The sequence below is a fragment of the Aggregatibacter actinomycetemcomitans genome (genome assembly GCF_003130205.1).
Lineage (GTDB): Bacteria > Pseudomonadota > Gammaproteobacteria > Enterobacterales > Pasteurellaceae > Aggregatibacter > Aggregatibacter actinomycetemcomitans_A.
The window spans coordinates 256,197-278,102 of sequence record NZ_NRDF01000002.1 but is presented as its reverse complement, the minus strand read 5'-3'; the positions used below and the strand labels follow the sequence as shown (position 1 = coordinate 278,102).

The following is a 21,906-nucleotide window of genomic DNA, read 5'->3' as shown; positions in this document are numbered from 1 at the left end:
ACAATAGCGCACATTTTACCTGAATAAGAATAAGGATCTACTATGTTTTGGTTCAAAAACGCCATGATTTACCGCCTGACCAAATCCCTCGATTGGCTGGAACAAACCCTTTCAGCCGCCCTCGAAAACCATCAATATCACCCTTGCCATCAATCGGAACAGAGCAAGTTCGGCTGGTCGCAACCGCTGAAAGGCAGTGAATTATTGTATTTCACCGTCGGCAAGCAGATTTTACTGCTCGCGCAAAAAGAAGAAAAAATCCTGCCTTCCCATGTAGTAAAACGTGAGCTGGATGCCCGCGTAGAAAAACTGGAGCAGGCGGAAAACCGCAAATTGAAAAAAGTGGAAAAACAAACCTTAAAAGACGATGTGGTCGCCACACTGTTGCCACGGGCGTTTAGCAAATACCAACAAACGGCGATTTGGATCGACGCGGAAAACAACCTGATTTATGTGGATGCCGCCTCCGCCAAACGCGCGGAAGAGGTGCTGGCGTTATTGCGTAAATCTTTAGGGTCGTTGCCTGTAGTGCCGCTGGCTTTTGCCAACGAACCGGCATTAGTAATGCAAAACTGGATCGCACAGGAAAATACGCCGGAATGGCTGGTACCGCTGGAAGAAGCGGAACTGCGCGATGTACAAACCGACGGCGTCATTCGTTGCAAACAACAAGCCTTGGATAGCGAAGAAATTTTATCCTTGGTGCATTCTAAATTTGTCACTAAGCTGGCACTGGAATGGGAAGAACGCTTGTCCTTCGTGTTGAACGAAGATTGCAGTTTGAAACGCTTAAAATTCGCCGATCAAATTCGTGAACAGAATGACGATATTTTAAAAGAAAATTTCGCCCAACGCTTTGACGCGGATTTTGTGTTAATGACGGGGATTTTGAGCAAACTGACGGAAAATCTGTTGCACGATTTCGGCGGAGAGAAAGAACGGTTGTAAGCCGTTTGATAATTAAAAACACCTTAAACACAGACCGCACTTTTCTGGGAAAAAGTGCGGTCATTTTTTTTCGTGTTTTTAAAGATGAAAATTACTGTGCGACACATTGCTCCGCCAGAATTTCACCCACGCTGCTTTTCAGAAGGGAGAACTCTTTGCGCTCCAACCAAAGCCAATGAATGTTGGAATAATTGCGACCGCTTTCGGCGATCGTCGGAGTCAGTCGGTGTGTCACATTGTTAAATGTCACGCTGATAGAATTCAATTTTTTCTTGTTTTTGGTGGTGTGGCGAACAACCCGAACCGTTTTATTATCTTTGCAAAGATAGGCTTGCGCCGAACCCTTTTGAGTGGCTTTTTGCAGAACCTGCGTGCGTGGTTTGGCGGGGGCTTTTTGCTCTACCGATTTTACCATGCAAGCGGTTAATCCCATTAACGTCAATAAGACGAAGCTCGCTCTTAACATAATCATGTCTCTTTTAAATGGAATAAGCGTAGCTAACGACTACGCTTATTGAATTTCAGGATTACTTCTTAAATTGATAACTGCCGTCGGATTGGCGGGTAAAGCGTGCGCCGTTGGCTAAACGCAATTCGCTCACGCGACCTTGTGCATTCAGGGAAACCTGTACTTTGTCGCCTGGCTTGAAGCTGCTTAACGCATTGCCTACGCCTTTGGCTTTGGTCATGGCATTCACATCACCGACCGGTAACCGATTGTCACGAAAAACCTGCATTAAGGTCACGCCTTGCGGAATGGTTAAGGTTTTGCTACCGGCGGCCGCTTTGCTGGTGGTCGTTGTCTTACCTTCTAAAATATCCCGCACTTCTTTTTCGGTTTTTGCCGATTTAGTCGGTTGATTTTTGGCGGTCGCTTTTTCAGCCTGTTTCACTTTGTCGCTTTTTGCCGGTTCGGCTTTTTTCGCGGTTTCCTGATGCTGACGCGGTTTAACGGCTTCCGGCGCTTTTACCGGCTCGGTCGTTTTAACGGTTTCTGTCGGCACTTCCGTCGGTTTATTTTCTACCGCGGCGGTTGTCGCCTGTTCCGCAACGGAGGTTGTCACGCCTTGTTCCGTCGGTTGCGGTTCTGTACCGGCAACATGGGTATTTTGTGTTTCTGTCGTTGCCGCCGTTGCGGTTTGTTGTTGTGCGACAGTGTTATCCGTTTGCGGTGCAGGATTATCCAGCACGGTCGGTTCAACGGTTTGCGATTGGTCTAACTGTTGGAATTGAATCGGCACGCCGTTATTGCTTTGTTGTTCATAAGATTGCACCGTATCGGAACTCGGTTTCATCCATAAGATAAAAATCAGCACCAATACCACGCCGAACAGCGCGACGAAAATGCGGCGATGTTTTTGCGGAAGGATACTTAAAATTGCCCAATTTTCAGGATTTTTAAAACCGGCTTTCGGTTTTTCTTTTAATTCGCTGACTTCCGGTTGTGCCGTTTCAACGTTTTCTTCCGTTTCGATGACGGTTGGCTCCACCGGAGATTCTGATGAGGAGGTTTCCGCTACCGTATCGGCGGCGGTCTGCGGTTCATTGCTTTCTGTGTTTTCGGTTGAAAATTTTTCGGTCGGGTTTTCGCTTGTCATGCTTTTCTCTCCAGTCGCACCGGCACCACCGAATACGGGTTCTTTGCGAACGGCAAATTGACTTTCCATATTCTTTTGTTCTTTCTTCGCAAGGAAATCTTTGCCTTTTCCAAGCAACTTCTCAAACAAAGACGGTTCCGGTTTAATTGCTTTTTTCGGGGTGATCGGTTCCATTTGACTGAAGCCCAAATCCAATTCATTTTGTGCCGGATTATTTTCATTTTCCGGGGTTCTTTTCTCAGAATCCACAATATACCTCTGGTGAAATTATGCCGATATGCCGTAAAAGTGCGGTCGTTTTTTTCTGCGTTTTTCATGAGAGAAATCAGCACAAAAACCGAATCGATCACGGCATAAATTAATAAGTAAAAAAATCGCGCCTATTCTAAAACATCTTTTGCTTTTTTGATACCGGAATATCATGTTGCGAACAAGGTTTTATTCGGTTCGCCGCCGATTTCACGGGCGAGTTTCGGCACTAAATAACCGGAGGTAATGCGTTGTAATTGTTTGTAAATTCTTAACGCCTGCGCATCATCAAGATAAAAATGCGCGGCGCCTTCCACTTTATCCAGCAAATGCAAATAATAAGGCAGAATCCCCACTGAAAATAAACGGTCGCTCAATGCTTTCAGAATATGGGCATCGTCATTCACGTTTTTCAGTAAAACCGATTGGTTTAATAATACGACACCGCAATTCTTTAATTTATCCATGGCATGGGAAAAATCTTCATCAATTTCATTGGCATGATTAACGTGCGTGACCAGAATTTTTTGCAAGCGGGTTTGTGCCAGAATGTAGCAAAATTCGTCGGTGATGCGTTGCGGGATCACCACTGGCAGACGTGAATGAATACGCATACGCGTTAAGTGTGGTAGATTTTCCAGGTGTTTTATTAACCAGGCGATTTCATGATCCTTCGCCATAAGCGGATCGCCGCCGGATAAAATCACTTCTTCGATTTCAGGGTGGGTGGCAATATAGTCCAGCGCCTTCTGCCAATTTTGTTTATTGCCCTTATTTTGTTCATAAGGGAAATGACGGCGAAAACAATAGCGACAATTGACTGCACAACCGCCTTTGACCATAAATAACAAGCGATTATGGTATTTGTGCAGAATATTCGGCACGACATTTTTATCCTCTTGTTCTTCCAGCGGATCTTTGCTGAATCCCTCCGCCTGCAGAAACTCATCGGCAAAGGACATCACTTGCAAAAACAAAGGATCGCGCGCATTGCCCTTTTCCATTTTTGCCACGAAAGGCAAAGGCACCCGCATGGCAAACAGTTTGCGGGCTTCAATATCTTGTTTAAACGGTTCGGGGGGAAGTTCCAGGTGTTGTAATAAGATTTTCGGGTCCGAAATCCCGTTTGCCAGATGTTCCAACCAACTTTGTTCTTCTCTAATCGGGATGTTTTGATGTAGAATAGCCACTTTTAAAAAACAATCTTTTTCTTGAGGATAATATGGCTACATATACTACCAGTGATTTCAAACCAGGTCTAAAATTTATGCAAGACGGCGAGCCTTGCGTGATCGTTGAAAATGAATTCGTCAAACCCGGCAAAGGTCAGGCGTTCACCCGCACCCGTATTCGTAAATTAATTTCCGGCAAAGTATTGGATGTGAACTTCAAATCCGGTACCTCCGTTGAAGCCGCTGATGTTATGGATTTAAACTTAACTTATTCTTACAAAGACGATGCGTTCTGGTATTTCATGCACCCGGAAACCTTCGAGCAATATTCCGCCGATGCCAAAGCCGTGGGCGATGCCGAAAAATGGTTATTAGACCAAGCGGATTGTATCGTGACATTATGGAACGGCGCACCGATTACCGTGACCCCACCGAACTTCGTTGAGTTGGAAATCGTCGATACCGATCCGGGCTTGAAAGGCGATACCGCAGGTACCGGCGGTAAACCGGCAACCTTAAGCACCGGCGCCGTGGTGAAAGTGCCGTTATTCGTACAAATCGGTGAAGTGATTCGTGTAGATACCCGTTCCGGCGAATATGTGTCCCGCGTGAAATAATCAAATTTAAAGAATCTTATGAAATAGACCCGTTTTCGGGTCTATTTTTTTATCTGCCATTTTTCCGCCGTTCTGTTAGATGAGAATTAATATTCTTTCCAACGACACCTCTCAAAATTCAATAATTCGTCTAAAAATCACACTATTTTGTGTGAAAAATTATTATTTTGTAAAAATAAACTAAATTTTAATAATTTTTTATTATTTGTGACATTCCTCACAGTAATGCTAAAAAGTTTTTATTAGTATAGCCGCAACTCGATGATAGATGTTTGAGAAGCGAGTTACCAGCATGGACTTTAAACTCATCATAAACAGGAGACAAATTATGACATACTATCCAGCAGAGCCGTTCCGAATCAAAAGTGTTGAACCGGTTTCCATTTTACCGAAAGCAGAACGCGAAAAAGCAATGAAAGAAGCGGGATATAATACCTTCTTACTTGATTCAAAAGACGTATATATCGATCTCTTAACCGATAGCGGTACCAATGCCATGAGTGATCGTCAATGGGCGGGTATTATGCTGGGAGATGAAGCTTACGCCGGTAGTAAAAACTTCTATCATCTGCAAGAAACCGTACAAGAACTCTTCGGTTTCAAGCATATCGTTCCGACCCACCAAGGACGTGGTGCGGAAAATATCCTTTCCCGTATTGCCATCAAACCGGGACAATATGTGCCGGGCAATATGTATTTCACCACAACCCGTTATCACCAAGAAGCCAATGGCGGTATTTTCTACGACATTATTCGTGATGAAGCCCATGATGCGACATTAGACGTGCCGTTCAAAGGCGATATTGACCTGAAAAAACTGGAAAACCTGATCAATGAAAAAGGCGCGGAAAATATTGCTTATGTGTGCCTGGCGGTCACCGTGAACCTCGCTGGCGGTCAACCGGTTTCCATCGCCAACATGAAAGCCGTGCGCGAACTCACTGCTAAACACGGCATCAAAGTGTTCTACGACGCCACCCGTTGTGTTGAAAATGCCTACTTCATTAAAGAACAGGAAAAAGGCTACCAAGACCGCTCCATTAAATCCATTATTCACGAAATGTTCAGCTATGCCGACGGCTGCACCATGAGTGGTAAAAAAGACTGCTTAACCAATATCGGCGGTTTCTTATGTATGAACGATGAAGAATTGTTCATGAAAGCCAAAGAATTGGTGGTGGTGTTTGAAGGTATGCCGTCTTACGGCGGTATGGCAGGTCGTGATATGGAAGCCATGGCAATCGGTTTGAAAGAAGCCACCCAAGAAGAATACATTGAACACCGTGTGAAACAAGTGCGTTACCTCGGCGAAAAATTAAAAGCCGCCGGCGTACCGATTGTTGAACCGATTGGTGGTCATGCCGTATTCTTGGATGCCCGTCGTTTCTGCCCGCACCTGAAACAAGAGGAAGATTTCCCGGCACAAGCCTTGGCGGCGGCAATCTATATCGAATGTGGCGTGCGTACCATGGAACGGGGTATTGTATCCGCCGGTCGTGATGTAAAAACCGGTGAAAACCACCGTCCGAAACTTGAAACCGTGCGTATCACCATTCCTCGCCGTGTTTATACCTATGCCCATATGGATTTAGTAGCTGACGGTATTATCCGTCTGTTTAAACATAAAGGAGATATTAAAGGTCTTCGTTTCGTGTATGAACCGAAACAACTCCGTTTCTTCACTGCACGTTTTGAACAAAAGTAGTCATACCTGCCCTTACTTCGGAAACGGAGTAAGGGCTTCTTATATCCCGTCAGAATTTTAATGAGGAAAATGCGAAAACATTCTAGTGACATTGTAGTTTGATGTATTGTCAAATAAGGAAGTGACTAGCCTTTCTACGGAAACAGGAAAGGAGAAAACTCATGAACAAAACATTAGGCAGTACGCTGATTACATCGGGAACGATGATCGGTGCGGGTATGCTTGCCATGCCGCTCACTTCGGCAGGTATCAGTTTCACATTTACGGTGGGATTACTTTGTATTTTATGGGTATTGCTCACCTACAGCGCGCTTCTTTTTGTAGAAGTCTATCAAACCGCAGAATATGATGCCGGCATAGGAACGCTCGCGGCACAATACTTCGGCAGACCCGGACGGGTTGTGGCAACCACCGTTCTTATGATTTTCCTGTATGCGCTGCTCTCCGCTTATGTGACCGGCGGCGGTTCAATTCTTGCATCAACCTTGCCGGACTTTGCCACACCAGAGCTTAAAATGAAAGGTTCCATTCTGCTCTTTACCGTCTTTTTTGGCGTTTTTATCGTAATCGGAACAAAAATTGTTGATGGCTTAAACCGAATCTTATTTTTCACCATGCTCATTGCCTTTTTCGTGGTACTTAGCTTAATGATTCCGGAAATTCATGTTGATAATTTAATGGCTATGCCAATAGATAATGCCTTATTGATTTCTGCCAGCCCGGTATTTTTTACCGCCTTCGGTTTTCACGGCTCCATTCCTTGCCTCAATAAATATCTTGAAGGTGATGTAAAAGCCCTGAGAATTTCCATTACTATCGGCTCGGCGATTACACTTATCGGCTATATTCTTTGGCAATTTTCCACCCACGGCGTGTTAAGCCAAACCCGCTTCTTAGAGATTTTAAGTAGGGATCCGACATTAAACGGATTGGTGAACGCAGTGAAAATCATTACAGGCAGCGATATGGTTGCAGGTGTCGTCAAACTATTCTCCGCCCTGGCATTGATTACCTCATTCCTCGGTGTTGCGTTAGGATTGTTTGAATGTATTGAAGATCTGCTCAAACGCGCCTTCAATATTGATGCCAACAGACCTTGCCTTGGTATATTAACCTTTTTCCCGCCATTGCTGTTTGCCTTCTTCTATCCGGAAGGCTTCATTTTGGCGCTAGGCTACGCCGGACAAATGTTCGCCTTCTACGCGGTGGTTTTGCCGGCAGCATTGGTGTGGAAAGCCCGCCGACAACACCCGAATTTAGCCTATCGTGTGCCCGGCGGCACCGGCGTGCTACTACTCGTTTCCATTTTGGGTATCATTATCGTCAGCATTCCATTCCTGATCAAACTCGGCTACTTGCCGATGGTGGTAGGGTAATCACGTAAAGCCTGCACATAAAAAACAATTGACATTCTAACCGCACTTTAGAATGTCAATATTTTTATGCTTTTCCTCTGATTAATTTTAAATACCGATAAACACTTGGCACCGATATTTTTAAATATTTTGCCACCATGGGAATCGCGCCTTTTATATTAAAAACGCCTTTATCGAACAAAATCCGAATGGAATTTTCTTTCTGTCTTAAGGTGAGATTTTTCTCCGAATTTAATAAATTAATGTCTATATATTCCGAAAGAATTTCCTCAATAGAATGTTCCAACCTTTCTTTATTAGGAATACCGGCATCATCACTGCGGTCTAATGCCGGATCGAACCCCAAAACATTGATAAAATTGCCTAAATTTTCTAAAGAAATTAATTTCGTCATGGCATCCATCAGTTCGGAAGTATCGTGATTAATACACAAAATCCCTTCCAAACGCTTACCGTTTTTAATGAAAAACGTCGAACCGCGAATTGTCTTATCGGAATCGGCAACCGCTTTGTAATTAAAGATAAAATCCTTATCCAAATAAACCTTTTCCTGCAACATATTCGATGCAAAAGAACTCAGTGGCGAAGAGAGATTTCTGCCGCTCACATGGCTGTTGACAATAGCCTCCATTGAGGCTTTATTTTTTTCAAAAGAATGAAACACCACCTCATATTTCGGCCCTAATACATTGCCTAAAAAATGAGTTAAACCAATAAAATATTTCTTTTGTAACCTGTTCATTTATGACTCCAATAATCAATTATTATGATTTTATTCTATGCTTATTGTAAGTAACATAAATATTAAACCTGATATTTTCTTTTATCTCCAATATCGAAATGTAACGGCATACGCCATTTTTGAATGCTTAATAATAAAATTAAAATGCCTGTTACAATCGATAATAAGGTGCTAAGCCACGTCAGATGAAATAATAAGGCAAACCATAATATTGCAAAAAATATTGGTTGCAGGTTTAACGCAAAAACACGAAAACAAAAATATTCTTTATAACTTAACCCGCCCAGCACTAAAAACACCGCGCCCAAAGCAAGTTGAGGAAAACCCAAAATTTGGCACAACAATCCCAACCACATAGCGAACTGAAAAAGATAACGGAAATTTTTCATATATAAATGCACACAGGCGGCACAAGAAGCGGCGGCAATTAATAAGCCGATTTGCGCCGTTGCGGGATACCATGGCAACATCAATAACATGGGCACCGCAAGGGTGAAACCCGAACGATAGATGATAACGGTAACATAGTCCCAAACATCCATAGGGGATTTAATATGTGGATCAGCCATTTTTACTCCTTAGATTATCATTAATAAACTGCATGGAATCGGACGTAACTTCCAAAATAGAGGAAGTTTCACCCCAATCACCGAGCACGATACGGTGAAAGTGCGGTGGAATTTCGTGGTGTTTTTGACGGTGCGTATGTCCATGAATGATTTGTGTCACCTGAAATTTAGCGAACGTTTGCAACACAAAATCCGCATTCACATCCATAATCTCTGTCGGTTTAAATTGTTTATCCCGCCGGCTCTTCGCCCGAATTTTCTCTGCGATTTTTAACCGCACTTTTAACGGCAAGTGCAAAAACAGCCACTGGCGCCATTTTTGATGGACTTTCTTACGATACTGCTGATATTTCACGTCATCAATACACAGGGTGTCGCCGTGGCATAACAGTGTCGGTACACCGTATAAATCAATCAATTTATAAGTGGGTAGGAGGGTTAGACCACAAGCATCGGCAAAGGTTTCGCCTACTAAAAAATCACGATTGCCATGTTGAAAGTAACACTGTACACCTTGATGGGTTAAATTTTTAATTAACTGTTGTACGTCGAAAATTAAACCGGATTGTTCATCATCGCCAATCCAAAAATCAAATAAATCGCCTAAAATATACAATTTTTCCGCCCGTGGTGCCAGTTCCTGCATAAATTGACGAAAAAGTGCTAATAAGTGCGGTCGATTTTCTGCCAGATGTAAATCTGCAATAAAATAGGTTTTTTGCATAGGAATTTAATTCAGGAAATTTTTCCGTTAGATTAGCACATTTAGTACTTATTAATACACTTAATTGGTTAATTTCGTTATACTGGGGCAAAATTTTAAGAGGTTTTACCATGTTAAAAATCGCCAGAATTTTCATTATTCTTCTTTGCTGTATCCTCATTTGTGTCTTCGGCACGCTCTATTCTTTCATTCGTTTTCGTAACCCAAGTAACGTGGGCATTTTCGCCCGTTGGTTTGGTCAGCTATATCCGCTTTTCGGGTTGAACGTCGAACATCGCTACCCGCCGAATGCCGATAAAATCGGGCGTTGCATTTATATCGGCAACCATCAAAATAACTACGACATGGTGACTATTTCCTACATGGTGATGCCGCGCACCGTCAGCGTCGGTAAAAAAAGCCTGATTTGGGTGCCGTTTTTCGGCATTTTATATTGGGCGACGGGTAATATTTTTCTGGATCGCGACAATCGCTCCAAAGCCCACAACACCATGACCGAACTGGCACGTCGTATAAACCAGGATAACCTGTCCATCTGGATGTTCCCGGAAGGCACACGCAGTCGCGGACGCGGATTATTGCCGTTCAAAACCGGTGCATTTCATGCCGCCGTTGCTGCCGGCGTGCCTGTCGTGCCGGTGGTCTGCTCCACTACACATAACAAAATCGATTTAAATCGCCGGAACAACGGCAAGGTGATTTGCGAAATGCTGGAACCCATTGACGTTTCCGGCTATACCCGCGAAAACGTGCGCGAACTGGCGGAATATTGCCACAATGTGATGCAAAAACACATCGCCGAATTAGATCAGGAAATTGCCCAATCCGCGCAAACAACTTCATCAGCAGGCTAAAACGCAAATGAAATCGTGTTCCCGTCGTCAATTATTAAAAACAACGTTATTTTCCACCGCACTTTTTGCGGTGCCTAAGCCTTTGTTGGCGGCAACCAATCCGCCGTTGTACGTTCCGCCGCTGTTTGAAACCCGTCGCGGCAAACCGATTTTCCTGAGTATGCAAAACACCCAGACGGCCTTACTGGCGGGAAAACGTACCGAAGTCTGGGGTTTCAACGGCGCTTATCTCGGACCGACAATCAAAATCAAAAAAGGCGATTTTGCCAAATTGAATTGGAAAAATAATCTGCCGCAATTTGTCGCCATGAATATTCAGGGTTTACAGGCTTCTGGTGAATTAATGGGCGGTATCGCCAAAAATCTGCACAAAGGCGAAACCTGGGCGCCGATTGTGCCGATTACGCAAGCACCCGCTACCTGCTGGTATCACGCCTGCACCCTTGCCAATGCGGCGTATCAAACTTATCGCGGGCTTGTGGGGCTGTGGCTGATTGAAGATAAAGACAGCGCCAAACTGGGCTTGCCGCAAAAATACGGCGTGGATGACATTCCGTTAATTTTGCAGGATATGCAACTCAACGGCGAAGGCGCGCAATTATTTCAGCAAAATCAAACCTCGCTCATCGGCGATCGTTTATTTGTCAACGGGCAGGAAGCTCCTTATTTAACCACACCGCGCGGTTTGGTGCGCTTACGTTTACTGAACGCTTCCCTTTCCCGCGCCTACGACATTCGTTTTGACGACGAACGCGAATTTACCCTTATCGCTCAAGATCTCGGTTTCCTGCCGCAAGGCAAAAAAGTCAATGTTATCCATCTTGCGCCAAGTGAACGCGCCGAAATCCTGGTGGATTTAAACAACGGCGAAGCAGTCAGTTTAATTGCCGGCCATAAGCGCGGCTTTTTCGATAAAATCGGCAACTTCTTCAGTTCGGATGGCGAACTGATTGACAACACCATTTTAGAACTACGCCCAGACGGTTTAGCCGGCGCCTTTGAACAAAAAGAAAAAAACTGGCACTTTGAAACGGATGCGCCTGCAACGCTCTCCGCGCAAGTGCAGCAAGAACGTCGCTTCCATATTGACACTACCAATGCCAACATCAATCAAAACCGATTCGACCCGCGCCGTTTGGACATTTCCGCCAAATTAGACAGCGTTGAACGTTGGACGCTCACCGCCTCTTCCGCCGTGGGATTTTCCGTGCGCGGGGCAAAATTTATCGTCGAATCCATTAACGATAAACCGTTGGAAGCGGCTGAAATCGGCTGGAAAGATACGGTCTGGATCGATGGTAAAGTGACTATTTTGGTGAAATTTGAAAACACCTCTTCCAACAATTACCCCTTCACCTTCGGCGCATCCGATCTCATGCTGGCGGATAAAGGCTGCATGGGCTTGATGATCGTGCAATAAAAACGCGAAAAAAACGCACCGCACTTTATGCTTCACGATAAAGTGCGGTGCGTTTTTACGGCGTTTTTTAAATTAGTTCGCGCGCCGTACCAAGCGCGGATAGACGCTGGAAATCAATGTGGTGCTGACCACCGCCAAAATCCCCAGCCAAGAAAGCGGGCTGATGTTTTCGCCCAGTAACAACACCGCCAAGATGATGGCAAACACCGGTTCCAATGAAACCAAAATGCCGGCAAGATTAGAATCCACGCTGTTAATGCCTTTATTCCAGAGATAATACGCCAGCCAGCTGCAACCGATGCCGATATACAATAACCCCGCGATGCCTTGCCGGTTCCAGTGAATTTGCCAGCTTTGGGTGAGCCATAACGTAAAAGGAAGACAAGTGACGGTGCCGAGGACGATACTGCTGGTGGTATAAACCTGTGCGGTGAGCTGCACGATGATTTTTTGCGTCCAACGCAGGCAAGAGGCGAAAACCACGCCGGCAAGCAACACCAGGCTACAGCCAAAGATACTAATATTGCCGGTTTCTTCACCGCCGGAAATCAATAATGCCACACCTAAAAAAGCAATTAAGCCGAAAATCCAATGATGGGTTTTGGCTTTATCGCCAAAGAAAAAATGCCCGATCAGCACCACCAAAAACGGCTCCAGCCCTAACATAGTGGAAGCGCTGGACGCGGAAGTATGACTTAAGCCGATAAACTGCAATAAAAAAATCGCGGGATAATTTAAAAAACCCAACCACCACACCTGCGGGCGAATCTCCTTCAGCACGCGTTTCCAAACCCGTACAAACATCGGCAGCACAATCGCCGCCGCAATAAACAAGCGTATTTGCACCATCAGCACGGGATCGAGCATGGTGTAAGTATATTTACCGGCGACAAAAGAACTACTCCATAAACACAATGCGATGAGAATGTACTGCATGAGATTCCTTAAAAAGAAGGGAGATGAGCGACTATTGTAGTGCGCTTTGGTAACAGCGTAAACGAGGAAATGGGTTTATTTGTGCTAAAAGTGCGGTCGTTTTACAAAACATTTTTCCGATCAGGCAATGTCCGATCCGGATTAATATTTGACGATGTGACCGTAGCCTTCCAAGATGGTTTTAATGTGTTCTAAGGATTCTTTTGTCGGTGGTTTTACGTTTTCCAGTTCGTATTTCTCACCCATCGCCGCCCATTTGTGCGCACCTAAACGGTGATATGGCAACAGCTCGACTTTTTCGATATTGGTCATGCCTTCGATAAATTGCCCCAGCAAATGCACGTCGTGGTCGGAATCCGTATACCCCGGCACCACCACATAACGAATCCATACGGGCTGATTTCGTTTTTGCAGGTATTTGGCAAATTCAAGAGTGCGTTTGTTCGGTACCCCGATGAGGTTTTGGTGCACTTTGTCGTTAAGTTCTTTCAGATCCAACAGCACCAAATCGGTGACATCAATCAGTTCATCAATAACATGATCATAGTGACGTACGAATCCGTTGGTATCCAGGCAGGTATGAATGCCTTCCGCTTTGCAGGCGCGGAACCAATCGCGAACGAATTCCGCCTGTAAAATAGCCTCGCCGCCCGATGCCGTCACCCCACCGCCGCTGGCGTTCATGAAGTGGCGATAAGTGACCACTTCTTTCATCAACTCTTCCACGGTGATTTCTTTACCGCCGTGCAAATCCCAAGTATCGCGGTTATGGCAATACTTACAGCGCATTAAACAGCCTTGTAAAAACAGAATAAAACGAATCCCCGGCCCGTCAACGGTACCGCAGGATTCATAAGAATGGATTCTTGCAACGACTGACATGTATTCCCCAATAAAGTGTCATAAATAGCGAAAAAGTGCGGTTGTTTTTATCAACGTTTTTTTATTCCGCTTTTTGGAAAGCTTGCACCACCGGCGCTTGTTCGCAATATTCCACCAATACCGGAATGATGGAGGTGAAATGCGGTGTAGCAAAATGGTTTTCTAAATCGGCTTTGCTTTTCCACTGCTCTAAAAAGACATAGTGATTAGGCTGTTCGGTATTTTTTTGTAATTCATAAGAAACACAACCGGCTTCTTGGCGGGTATGTTTAATCAATTCCTGACATTTTGCTAAAAAGTCATTGATTTTATTTTCTTTTACTGAAAATTGTACAATGACGGTAATCATTTTGCTTTCTCCAGCATACTTAAATAACAAAAAAAATCAGACCGCTTACCACGGGGTAAGCGGCTGAAATATTAAAGTATTTTTATCACCAAATTACATTGTTTGGGTAAATGTACGGGTGATAACGTCTTGTTGTTGCTCTTTAGTCAACGAGTTGAAACGTACGGCATAACCGGAAACGCGGATGGTTAATTGCGGATATTTTTCCGGATTTTCCATTGCGTCTAACAACATTTCACGGTTCATAACGTTAACGTTCAAGTGCTGACCGCCTTCAACAGTGGCTTCGTGGTGGAAGTAACCGTCCATTAAGCCTGCCAAGTTACGTTTTTGCGCTTCGTAATCTTTACCTAACGCATTCGGTACGATGGAGAAGGTATAGGAAATACCGTCTTTCGCATAAGCAAATGGCAATTTAGCCACGGAAGTTAAAGATGCCACCGCACCTTTTTGATCACGTCCGTGCATTGGGTTAGCACCCGGTCCGAATGGTGCGCCTGCACGACGACCGTCCGGCGTATTACCGGTTTTCTTACCATATACCACGTTAGAAGTGATAGTAAGCACGGATTGCGTTGGAGTCGCATTGCGGTAAGTGTGGTGAGTTTGAATTTTCTTCATGAAACGTTCAACCAAGTCGCACGCAATGTCATCCACGCGCGGATCGTTGTTACCGAATTGCGGATATTCGCCTTCGATTTCGAAGTCGGTTGCTACATTAGACGCTACAACATTGCCGTCTTTATCTTTAATGTCGCCGCGAATCGGTTTAACTTTCGCGTATTTAATTGCGGATAAAGAGTCGGCAGCCACGGAAAGCCCTGCGATACCGCAAGCCATGGTGCGGAATACGTCACGATCATGGAATGCCATTAACGCCGCTTCATAAGCATATTTATCGTGCATGAAGTGGATGATGTTCAAGGCGGTCACATATTGTGTTGCCAACCAATCCATGAAGCTGTCCATGCGGGTCATTACGATGTCGAAATCAAGCACTGCGTCTTGAATCGGTGCAGTTTTCGGACCGACTTGCATACCGTTTTTCTCATCGATACCGCCGTTGATTGCGTATAACAAGGTTTTCGCCAAGTTCGCACGGGCACCAAAGAACTGCATTTGTTTACCAACTACCATTGGGGATACGCAGCAGGCGATAGCATAGTCATCGCTGTTGAAGTCCGGACGCATTAAGTCATCGTTTTCATATTGTACGGAAGAAGTATCGATAGACACTTTGGCACAGAAACGTTTGAACGCGTCAGGCAATTTTTCGGACCAAAGAATGGTTAAGTTCGGTTCCGGAGACGGTCCCATGGTGTATAGGGTGTGTAGAATACGGAAGCTGTTTTTGGTCACGAGAGTACGACCGTCTAAGCCCATACCGGCTAAAGTTTCGGTTGCCCACATTGGGTCGCCGGAGAACAATTGATCGTATTCAGGGGTACGCAAGAAACGAACCATACGAAGTTTCATCACTAAGTGGTCGATTAATTCTTGTGCATCTTGTTCGGTGATTTTACCGTTTTTCAAATCACGTTCGATATAAATATCTAAGAAAGTCGATACACGACCGAATGACATTGCCGCACCGTTTTGAGATTTTACTGCCGCCAAGTAAGCGAAGTAAGTCCATTGAACGGCTTCTTGTGCGTTTGTTGCAGGGTTAGAAATGTCGTAGCCATAAGACGCTGCCATTTCTTTTAATTTGCCTAATGCACGATGTTGTTCGGCGATTTCTTCGCGTAATTGAATGGTGGCTTGAATGTCTTCGCCACGTTCTAATTTTGGTTGTAAGGAAGCGAATTGTTTTTTCTTGTCCGCCATTAAGAAATCGACACCATAAACCGCTAAACGACGATAGTCACCGATAATACGACCACGACCGTAAGCATCCGGCAAACCGGTTAACACACCGGATTTACGGCAACGAAGAATGTCCGGCGTATAAACGTCGAAAACACCTTGGTTGTGGGTTTTACGATATTCGGTAAAGATATGTTCTACTTCAGGATCTAATTGACGACCATAAACTTCGCAAGATCCTTTAACCATTTTGATACCGCCGAACGGCATAATTGCACGTTTTAACGGTGCATCGGTTTGTAAACCGACGATTTTTTCCAACTCTTTATTGATATAACCCGGCTTGTGAGAAGTGATGGTAGATGGATTATCCGTATCAAAATCTAACGGCTCATGCGTTTTGTTTTCGATTTTAATCCCTTCCATCACTTTGTCCCACAACTCCGTTGTTGCAGATGTTGCATCGGCTAAAAAAGATTCGTCGCCTTCATATGGAGTATAGTTTTTTTGGATAAAGTCACGCACGTTGACTTCTTTTTGCCAATCTCCACCGACAAAACCTTCCCAGGCTTTTTGTTGAGCTTCTGTTAATTGAGTCATAACATTCCTCTTTTAGATTATTATTGATAACAAATTATCTACGACCGGGAAAGAAAGAAAAACATACCCTCTTCTTTTCTTTCCATCCCACCATAAACCGATTAGTGCAGTCTGTTAATTGACCATAAAGTCAATGCAATACAACAACCACCGCCAACAATATTACCCAGCGTTACCGGAATTAAATTCTTCACCACAAAATGATAAACATCCAAATCCGCAAACTGCTGAGGGTCCATATTAATCGCCTGCCAAAATTCAGGTGAACTGAAGTGCGCGGTAATCATTCCCATCGGAATCATAAACATATTCGCCACACTGTGTTCAAACCCTGAGGCAACAAACAAAGCAATCGGTAAAATCATAATGAATGCTTTGTCTGTCAACGTTTTTCCGGCGTATGTCATCCAAATGGCGACACACACCATGATATTACATAAAATACCTAAGCAGAACGCCTCAAACCACGTATGGTGAATCTTATGTTGCGCCGTACTTAAAATGGTGAGCCCCCACTGCCCATGAGCAGCCATTGTCTGACCGGAAAACCAAATAACCAAAACAATAAAAATAGCGCCGACGAAATTACCGCAATAAACCACAACCCAATTTCGCAGCATTTGAAACGTACTGATACGACCACTGGCACGGGCAATTGTCGTCATTGTAGAAGAAGTAAATAACTCGGAGCCGCACACCACTACCATAATGACCCCTAACGAGAACACGATCCCGCCGACTAATTTCGTCAGCCCCCAAGAAGCGCCTACATTTCCCGTTTGCGTAGTGGTATAAAAAACAAACGCCAATGCAATAAACGCACCGGCAGGAATAGCTGAAAAAAACGATAAAATCTGTCTTTTTGAAGCTTTGTACACACCGACATCCTCGCCGATTTGGCTCATTTCTGCCGGAGACACCATACAAGTCGTTTTGGAAGTTTCGGTATCCATTTCAACATCCCCCCTTTATAATTTCTTTGACTCGAAAATACACTAACTTACAACCGTACTACACTGCTTAAGCAGCAAAGCTTAAAAAAAATTTTATTTTTTATAATTTTTGTTAATTATATTTTCTTTCCGACGCAAAGTAAAAATATTTCTCGGTTTTCACACGGGAACTTTGTTCTTTGTCAATAATTAGATAAGCGTAACCCGAACGGGGGGATTCGCATCGGCGAAAAATCAAGGAAAAATTGCTATTTAGCCCGTTTTCTGCTAAAAAGTGCGGTCATAAAACGCAACGTTTTTTAAGGAGAAAATCATGGCAGCCGAAACCATTTTCAGCAAAATTATCCGCAAAGAAATCCCCGCCGATATCGTATATCAAGATGAGCTTGTCACCGCATTTCGCGATATTGCGCCACAAGCAAAAACGCACATTTTAATCATTCCGAATAAATTGATCCCGACCGTCAATGATGTCACCGAACAAGACGAAGTCACGCTCGGTCGCCTGTTCACCGTTTCCGCCAAACTTGCCGCCCAAGAAGGCATCGCACAAGACGGCTACCGTTTAATCGTCAACTGCAACAAACACGGCGGACAGGAAGTGTTCCACTTACATATGCACCTCGTCGGCGGCGAACCCCTTGGCAAAATGTTGGATAAATAAATGAAAAAACCGATTTCACTGTTTTTTATGACCGCACTTTTAGCGGCATGTAGCGCAAAAGCGCCGAATTTATTGAATACGCAAAGCCCGATTCTGAATATTGAAGCCCCGGCGGCGGCAAGAGTGGACGCCGGTGTAAATAGCGATAACGCCTGGGTGAAAAACAAAACCGGACGCATCGTAGATTTGGCGTACAGTCTGTATTGGTACGACAAAAACGGCGTCACCACGCTGGCGGAAGAACAGCCTACATGGCACGCGCTGACCTTACAACCGATGCAAAAACAAACGCTGACTTTCGCCCGCCCAAGCGCCGACAGCGTTAATTACCGCTTATACCTTCGCCTGAAATAAGATGTCCACATTACTCATTGACTTAGCCGGTTACGAGCTTCAACAGGAAGAAATCGAACTGCTGGAACACCCGCTGGTGGCGGGTTTAATTCTCTTCACCCGTAACTTTCACGATCGCGCGCAACTTCAGGCGCTTATCCGATCCGTACGGCAAAAAGTGAAAAAACCGTTGTTGATTACCGTGGATCAGGAAGGCGGACGGGTGCAACGTTTCTGCGAAGGATTCACCCAACTGCCCGCCATGCAGGCGTTTTCCGCACTGATTAAAGATCCCGCACAACAGCAGGAAATGGCGCTGGAAGCCGGCTGGCAAATGGCGTCAGAAATGACCGCACTTGATATTGATCTGAGCTTCGCACCGGTGTTGGATCTCGGTCACCAATGCAAAGCCATCGGCGACCGCAGTTTCGGCTGCGACGTTAAAAGTGCGGTGGATTTGGCGGCTAATTTTATTCGCGGCATGCACCAGGCAGGCATGGCGGCAACGGGTAAACACTTCCCCGGACATGGGCACGTCATCGCCGATTCCCATTTGGAAACCCCTTATGACGAACGAAGCAAAGACGAGATTTTTCGGCAGGACATTCAACCGTTCCAACAACTCATTGAACAAAACCTTCTGCAAGCCATTATGCCCGCCCATGTAATTTATCCGCAATGCGACAGCCAACCGGCGAGCGGTTCCACCTATTGGTTGCAAGATGTTTTACGCCATCAACTGCATTTTAACGGTGCCATTTTCTCCGACGATCTCGGCATGAAGGGCGCCGGGTTTATGGGCGATTTTGTGGCGCGCAGCGAACAGGCGCTGAACGCAGGCTGTGATTTATTGTTGCTTTGTAACGAACGGGACGGCGTGATTCAAGTGTTGGACAGATTAAAACTCACGGAAAAACAACCGCACAAAAAGCAACGCTTTTTGAACGTCGGCTATGCCGACGGCCCCGTAGGGGTGAACAATCAAGCTAGCCTTGATTGTGAATCCTTTATTCTACGTCAACAGCGCTTACAACGCCTATTCAAACGCAAAAGCCTCACTTGGTCGGAACTGGAATCCGCGCCACGCCAGCTGGAAAATTGCAAAAAACTGACCGCACTTCAACAGCAATGGCTGGCGACCAAAGGTTAATATGATTCCTTGCGAACATTACCGACGGGGCGATTGTCGTTCCTGCCAATGGTTGGAAATGCCTTATGCCGCACAACTGGAACGGAAAACCGCGCACCTGCAACAGCAACTGCACGGCTTGAACACGTCCCGTTTAACTTGGCTCAACCCATTTCAATCGGCGCCTACCGCCTTTCGCAACAAAGCCAAAATGGTAGTCAGCGGCGCGGTGGAACGCCCAGTTCTCGGCATTTTGCCGAATCCGCGGGCACCGCGAAGTGCGGTGGATTTGTGCGATTGCCCGCTTTATCCGCAACGCTTTCAGGCGATTTTCCCCATTCTCAAAGACTTCATCGCCCGCGCGGGGCTGGTGCCTTACAACGTAGCGAAACAAAAAGGCGAACTGAAACATATTTTGCTGACGGAAAGCCAACACAGCCATCAGCTGATGTTACGTTTTGTGCTGCGTTCGGAAAGCAAACTGCCGTTGATTCGGCGCGAATTACCGGCGTTGCGTCAAAAGCTGCCGCAACTTGCCGTCATCAGCGTCAACATTCAGCCGCAAAATGCCGCTATTTTAGAAGGGGAAAAAGAGATTTTCCTCACAGAACAACACACCTTGCCCGAATCGTTTAACGGCATTCCGCTGTTCATTCGCCCACAAGGTTTCTTCCAAACCAATCCGCAAGTTGCCGAGAGGCTATACGGCACGGCGCAGCAATGGATTCAAGAGCTGCCGATTAACACCCTGTGGGATTTATTCTGCGGTGTCGGCGGCTTCGGATTACATTGTTTACACACCCTGCAACAGCGACATCCGCAGAAAACCATCCGCCTCACCGGCATTGAAATCTCCGCTTCCGCCATTGCCGCCGCCAGCTTATCGGCGCAACAGCTCGGGCTTGCCGAACAAGTGTGTTTTCAATCTCTGGACGCCGCAAATTTCGCCTTAACCCAAGCGGAAAAACCCGATTTGGTTATCGTCAACCCACCCCGCCGCGGTATCGGCAAGACACTCGCTGAATTCCTCAATGCAATGCAACCGCACTTTATCCTCTATTCCAGCTGCAACGCCGAAACCATGGGCAAGGACTTGCAATCCCTCACCCATTACCAACCGGAAAAAATCCAACTGTTCGATATGTTCCCGCATACTGCTCATTATGAGGTGTTGGTGTTGTTAAAATTGAATAAATAAGGGCTTAATTCATATTAAAGAGGATGGAGAATCAGAAAAAAAGTGCGGTCAAAAAACAAATGAATTTTTGACCGCACTTTTTTCCTGTGAGAAGGGAGAGGGATTAATCCAAACGTTTGGACATATTCAACCAATCGGCTTTGAATTCACGGCGCATATTGTTGATCGCGTCGATGATGTCGTGGTGAACCAATTGTTCGTTTTGGATACCCACGCAGTAGCCGCCTTTGCCTTGTAATAGCAAATCAACGGCATAAACCCCCATACGCGAACCTAAAATACGGTCGAAGGCGCAAGGTGTGCCGCCACGTTGAATGTGCCCCAAAATAGTGGCGCGGGTTTCATGTTTCACGCGGGCTTCAATTTCGCGTGCCAATTCGTTGACATCACAGATTAACTCGGTAATGGCGATAATCGCGTGGCGTTTGCCTTTGATAATGCTTCTTTCGATTTGGCGAATTAATTCTTCACGATTAAATTCGATTTCTGATGCCACGATGTATTCGCAACCGCCGGCAATCCCTGCGGAGATGGTGAGGTCGCTACAATGGCGCCCCATGATTTCGACGATAGAAATACGTTGGTGGGAACTTGAGGTATCGCGTAGGCGGTCGATGGCTTCAACGGCGGTTTCAAGGGCGGTTTGGTAGCCGATGGTGTAATCGGTGCCGGCAACGTCGTTATCGATAGTGCCCGGAATCCCCACGCATGGGAAGCCGTGTTCTTCCGTTAATAATTTCGCGCCCATGTAGGAACCGTCACCACCGATAACCACTAACGCATCAATGCCGTGGGAGCGTAAAATCTCCGCGCATTTTGCCCGCACGTTAGGATCTTTAAATTCAGGGAAACGGGCGGAACCTAAGAATGTGCCGCCGCGATTAATCATATCGGACACACTATAACGGGTTAACTGCTTGATTTTATTGTTATATAAACCATGATACCCGTCGTAAATACCATACACTTCCAATCCTTCGGCTAATGCTGAACGGACCACACCGCGAATTGCGGCGTTCATGCCCGGGGCATCGCCACCACTTGTTAATACTGCAATTTTTTTAATCATAAGTCATACCCTA

The 21,906-nt window shown here is 45.4% G+C and carries 22 protein-coding genes; 10 read left to right on the top strand and 12 right to left on the bottom strand.

The features are described 5' to 3' along the window. The first annotated feature begins 42 nt into the window (after window positions 1-42). Window positions 43-948, top strand: a complete 906-nt coding sequence (gene rdgC / locus DK423_RS03440) for a recombination-associated protein RdgC (RefSeq protein ID WP_061886760.1) — start codon at window positions 43-45, stop codon at window positions 946-948. A 91-nt stretch (window positions 949-1,039) separates the two neighbouring features. Here rdgC and DK423_RS03435 read toward each other — a convergent pair whose 3' ends face one another. From DK423_RS03435 to epmB, 3 genes are all read right to left on the bottom strand, one after another. Further along, entirely contained in the window at window positions 1,040-1,414 is a 375-nt protein-coding gene (locus tag DK423_RS03435; protein ID WP_032996822.1) for an MliC family protein, read from the bottom strand. A 61-nt stretch (window positions 1,415-1,475) separates the two neighbouring features. Then, window positions 1,476-2,795 carry an opacity-associated protein OapA gene (gene oapA / locus DK423_RS03430; RefSeq protein WP_005558815.1) on the bottom strand — a complete coding sequence of 440 codons (1,320 nt, stop codon included), beginning with the start codon at window positions 2,793-2,795 and terminating at the stop codon, window positions 1,476-1,478. Window positions 2,796-2,965: 170 nt separating this feature from the next. Next, on the bottom strand, window positions 2,966-3,985 hold the full coding sequence (gene epmB, locus DK423_RS03425) for an EF-P beta-lysylation protein EpmB (protein WP_061886326.1): 1,020 nt from the start codon (window positions 3,983-3,985) through the stop codon (window positions 2,966-2,968). Between the two features lie 32 nt (window positions 3,986-4,017). Here epmB and efp point away from each other — a divergent pair, with 32 nt between their 5' ends. The 3 genes from efp (at window position 4,018) to DK423_RS03410 (ending at window position 7,665) form a co-directional block, all read left to right on the top strand. Further along, the gene (efp, locus tag DK423_RS03420; protein ID WP_005544066.1) at window positions 4,018-4,584 is read left to right on the top strand and encodes an elongation factor P; all 567 of its coding nucleotides are present in this window, start codon (window positions 4,018-4,020) and stop codon (window positions 4,582-4,584) included. Between the two features lie 328 nt (window positions 4,585-4,912). Next, the gene (locus DK423_RS03415) at window positions 4,913-6,289 is read left to right on the top strand and encodes a tyrosine phenol-lyase (protein WP_005558812.1); all 1,377 of its coding nucleotides are present in this window, start codon (window positions 4,913-4,915) and stop codon (window positions 6,287-6,289) included. 161 nt (window positions 6,290-6,450) lie between these two features. Beyond that, a complete protein-coding gene (locus DK423_RS03410) occupies window positions 6,451-7,665 on the top strand; it encodes an aromatic amino acid transporter (protein WP_109043871.1) in 1,215 nt (404 codons plus the stop codon). Between the two features lie 64 nt (window positions 7,666-7,729). On the opposite strand, the gene DK423_RS03405 is transcribed toward DK423_RS03410, so the two are convergent. The 3 genes from DK423_RS03405 to lpxH all read right to left on the bottom strand — a co-directional run bounded on the left by DK423_RS03405 (window position 7,730) and on the right by lpxH (window position 9,700). Further along, window positions 7,730-8,407, bottom strand: coding sequence for a helix-turn-helix transcriptional regulator (locus DK423_RS03405; RefSeq protein WP_005558807.1), 678 nt, complete (start codon window positions 8,405-8,407; stop codon window positions 7,730-7,732). A gap of 62 nt (window positions 8,408-8,469) precedes the next feature. After that, window positions 8,470-8,976, bottom strand: a complete 507-nt coding sequence (locus DK423_RS03400) for a DUF2301 domain-containing membrane protein (RefSeq protein WP_005558805.1) — start codon at window positions 8,974-8,976, stop codon at window positions 8,470-8,472. Next, window positions 8,969-9,700 carry a UDP-2,3-diacylglucosamine diphosphatase gene (lpxH, locus tag DK423_RS03395; RefSeq protein ID WP_005558803.1) on the bottom strand — a complete coding sequence of 244 codons (732 nt, stop codon included), beginning with the start codon at window positions 9,698-9,700 and terminating at the stop codon, window positions 8,969-8,971. The genes DK423_RS03400 and lpxH overlap by 8 nt, the downstream gene beginning before the upstream one ends. A gap of 110 nt (window positions 9,701-9,810) precedes the next feature. Between lpxH and DK423_RS03390 the strand changes: the two genes are divergently transcribed. Next, entirely contained in the window at window positions 9,811-10,554 is a 744-nt protein-coding gene (locus DK423_RS03390; protein WP_109043870.1) for a 1-acylglycerol-3-phosphate O-acyltransferase, read from the top strand. Window positions 10,555-10,561: 7 nt separating this feature from the next. Continuing rightward, window positions 10,562-11,974: a multicopper oxidase domain-containing protein gene (locus tag DK423_RS03385; RefSeq protein ID WP_005558799.1), complete on the top strand. Its 1,413-nt coding sequence runs from the start codon at window positions 10,562-10,564 to the stop codon at window positions 11,972-11,974. A gap of 72 nt (window positions 11,975-12,046) precedes the next feature. Here the strand turns inward: DK423_RS03385 and DK423_RS03380 are convergent, their stop codons facing one another. The 5 genes from DK423_RS03380 to focA form a co-directional block, all read right to left on the bottom strand. After that, window positions 12,047-12,910, bottom strand: a complete 864-nt coding sequence (locus tag DK423_RS03380) for a DMT family transporter (protein ID WP_005558797.1) — start codon at window positions 12,908-12,910, stop codon at window positions 12,047-12,049. A 141-nt stretch (window positions 12,911-13,051) separates the two neighbouring features. Beyond that, window positions 13,052-13,792 carry a pyruvate formate lyase 1-activating protein gene (gene pflA / locus DK423_RS03375; RefSeq protein WP_005558796.1) on the bottom strand — a complete coding sequence of 247 codons (741 nt, stop codon included), beginning with the start codon at window positions 13,790-13,792 and terminating at the stop codon, window positions 13,052-13,054. Window positions 13,793-13,853: 61 nt separating this feature from the next. Then, on the bottom strand, window positions 13,854-14,141 hold the full coding sequence (locus DK423_RS03370) for a putative quinol monooxygenase (protein ID WP_005558794.1): 288 nt from the start codon (window positions 14,139-14,141) through the stop codon (window positions 13,854-13,856). A 93-nt stretch (window positions 14,142-14,234) separates the two neighbouring features. Then, window positions 14,235-16,547 (bottom strand): formate C-acetyltransferase, encoded by a 2,313-nt coding sequence (gene pflB / locus DK423_RS03365; protein WP_061885842.1) that lies wholly within the window; start codon window positions 16,545-16,547, stop codon window positions 14,235-14,237. Window positions 16,548-16,648: 101 nt separating this feature from the next. After that, entirely contained in the window at window positions 16,649-17,500 is an 852-nt protein-coding gene (focA, locus tag DK423_RS03360; RefSeq protein WP_109043869.1) for a formate transporter FocA, read from the bottom strand. A gap of 313 nt (window positions 17,501-17,813) precedes the next feature. Here focA and hinT point away from each other — a divergent pair, with 313 nt between their 5' ends. Genes hinT through rlmC form a run of 4 tightly spaced genes read left to right on the top strand, consistent with a single transcriptional unit; the run spans window position 17,814 to window position 20,824 of the window. Continuing rightward, the gene (gene hinT, locus DK423_RS03355) at window positions 17,814-18,164 is read left to right on the top strand and encodes a purine nucleoside phosphoramidase (protein ID WP_005558788.1); all 351 of its coding nucleotides are present in this window, start codon (window positions 17,814-17,816) and stop codon (window positions 18,162-18,164) included. Continuing rightward, window positions 18,165-18,518: a YcfL family protein gene (locus tag DK423_RS03350; RefSeq protein ID WP_005558786.1), complete on the top strand. Its 354-nt coding sequence runs from the start codon at window positions 18,165-18,167 to the stop codon at window positions 18,516-18,518. A 1-nt stretch (window position 18,519) separates the two neighbouring features. Continuing rightward, complete coding sequence (gene nagZ, locus DK423_RS03345) at window positions 18,520-19,647, top strand: beta-N-acetylhexosaminidase (RefSeq protein ID WP_005558785.1); 1,128 nt, start codon at window positions 18,520-18,522, stop codon at window positions 19,645-19,647. Between the two features lies 1 nt (window position 19,648). Then, window positions 19,649-20,824, top strand: coding sequence for a 23S rRNA (uracil(747)-C(5))-methyltransferase RlmC (gene rlmC, locus DK423_RS03340; RefSeq protein WP_005558783.1), 1,176 nt, complete (start codon window positions 19,649-19,651; stop codon window positions 20,822-20,824). 103 nt (window positions 20,825-20,927) lie between these two features. Here rlmC and pfkA read toward each other — a convergent pair whose 3' ends face one another. After that, window positions 20,928-21,893, bottom strand: a complete 966-nt coding sequence (gene pfkA / locus DK423_RS03335) for a 6-phosphofructokinase (protein ID WP_005558781.1) — start codon at window positions 21,891-21,893, stop codon at window positions 20,928-20,930. Window positions 21,894-21,906 lie beyond the last annotated feature (13 nt).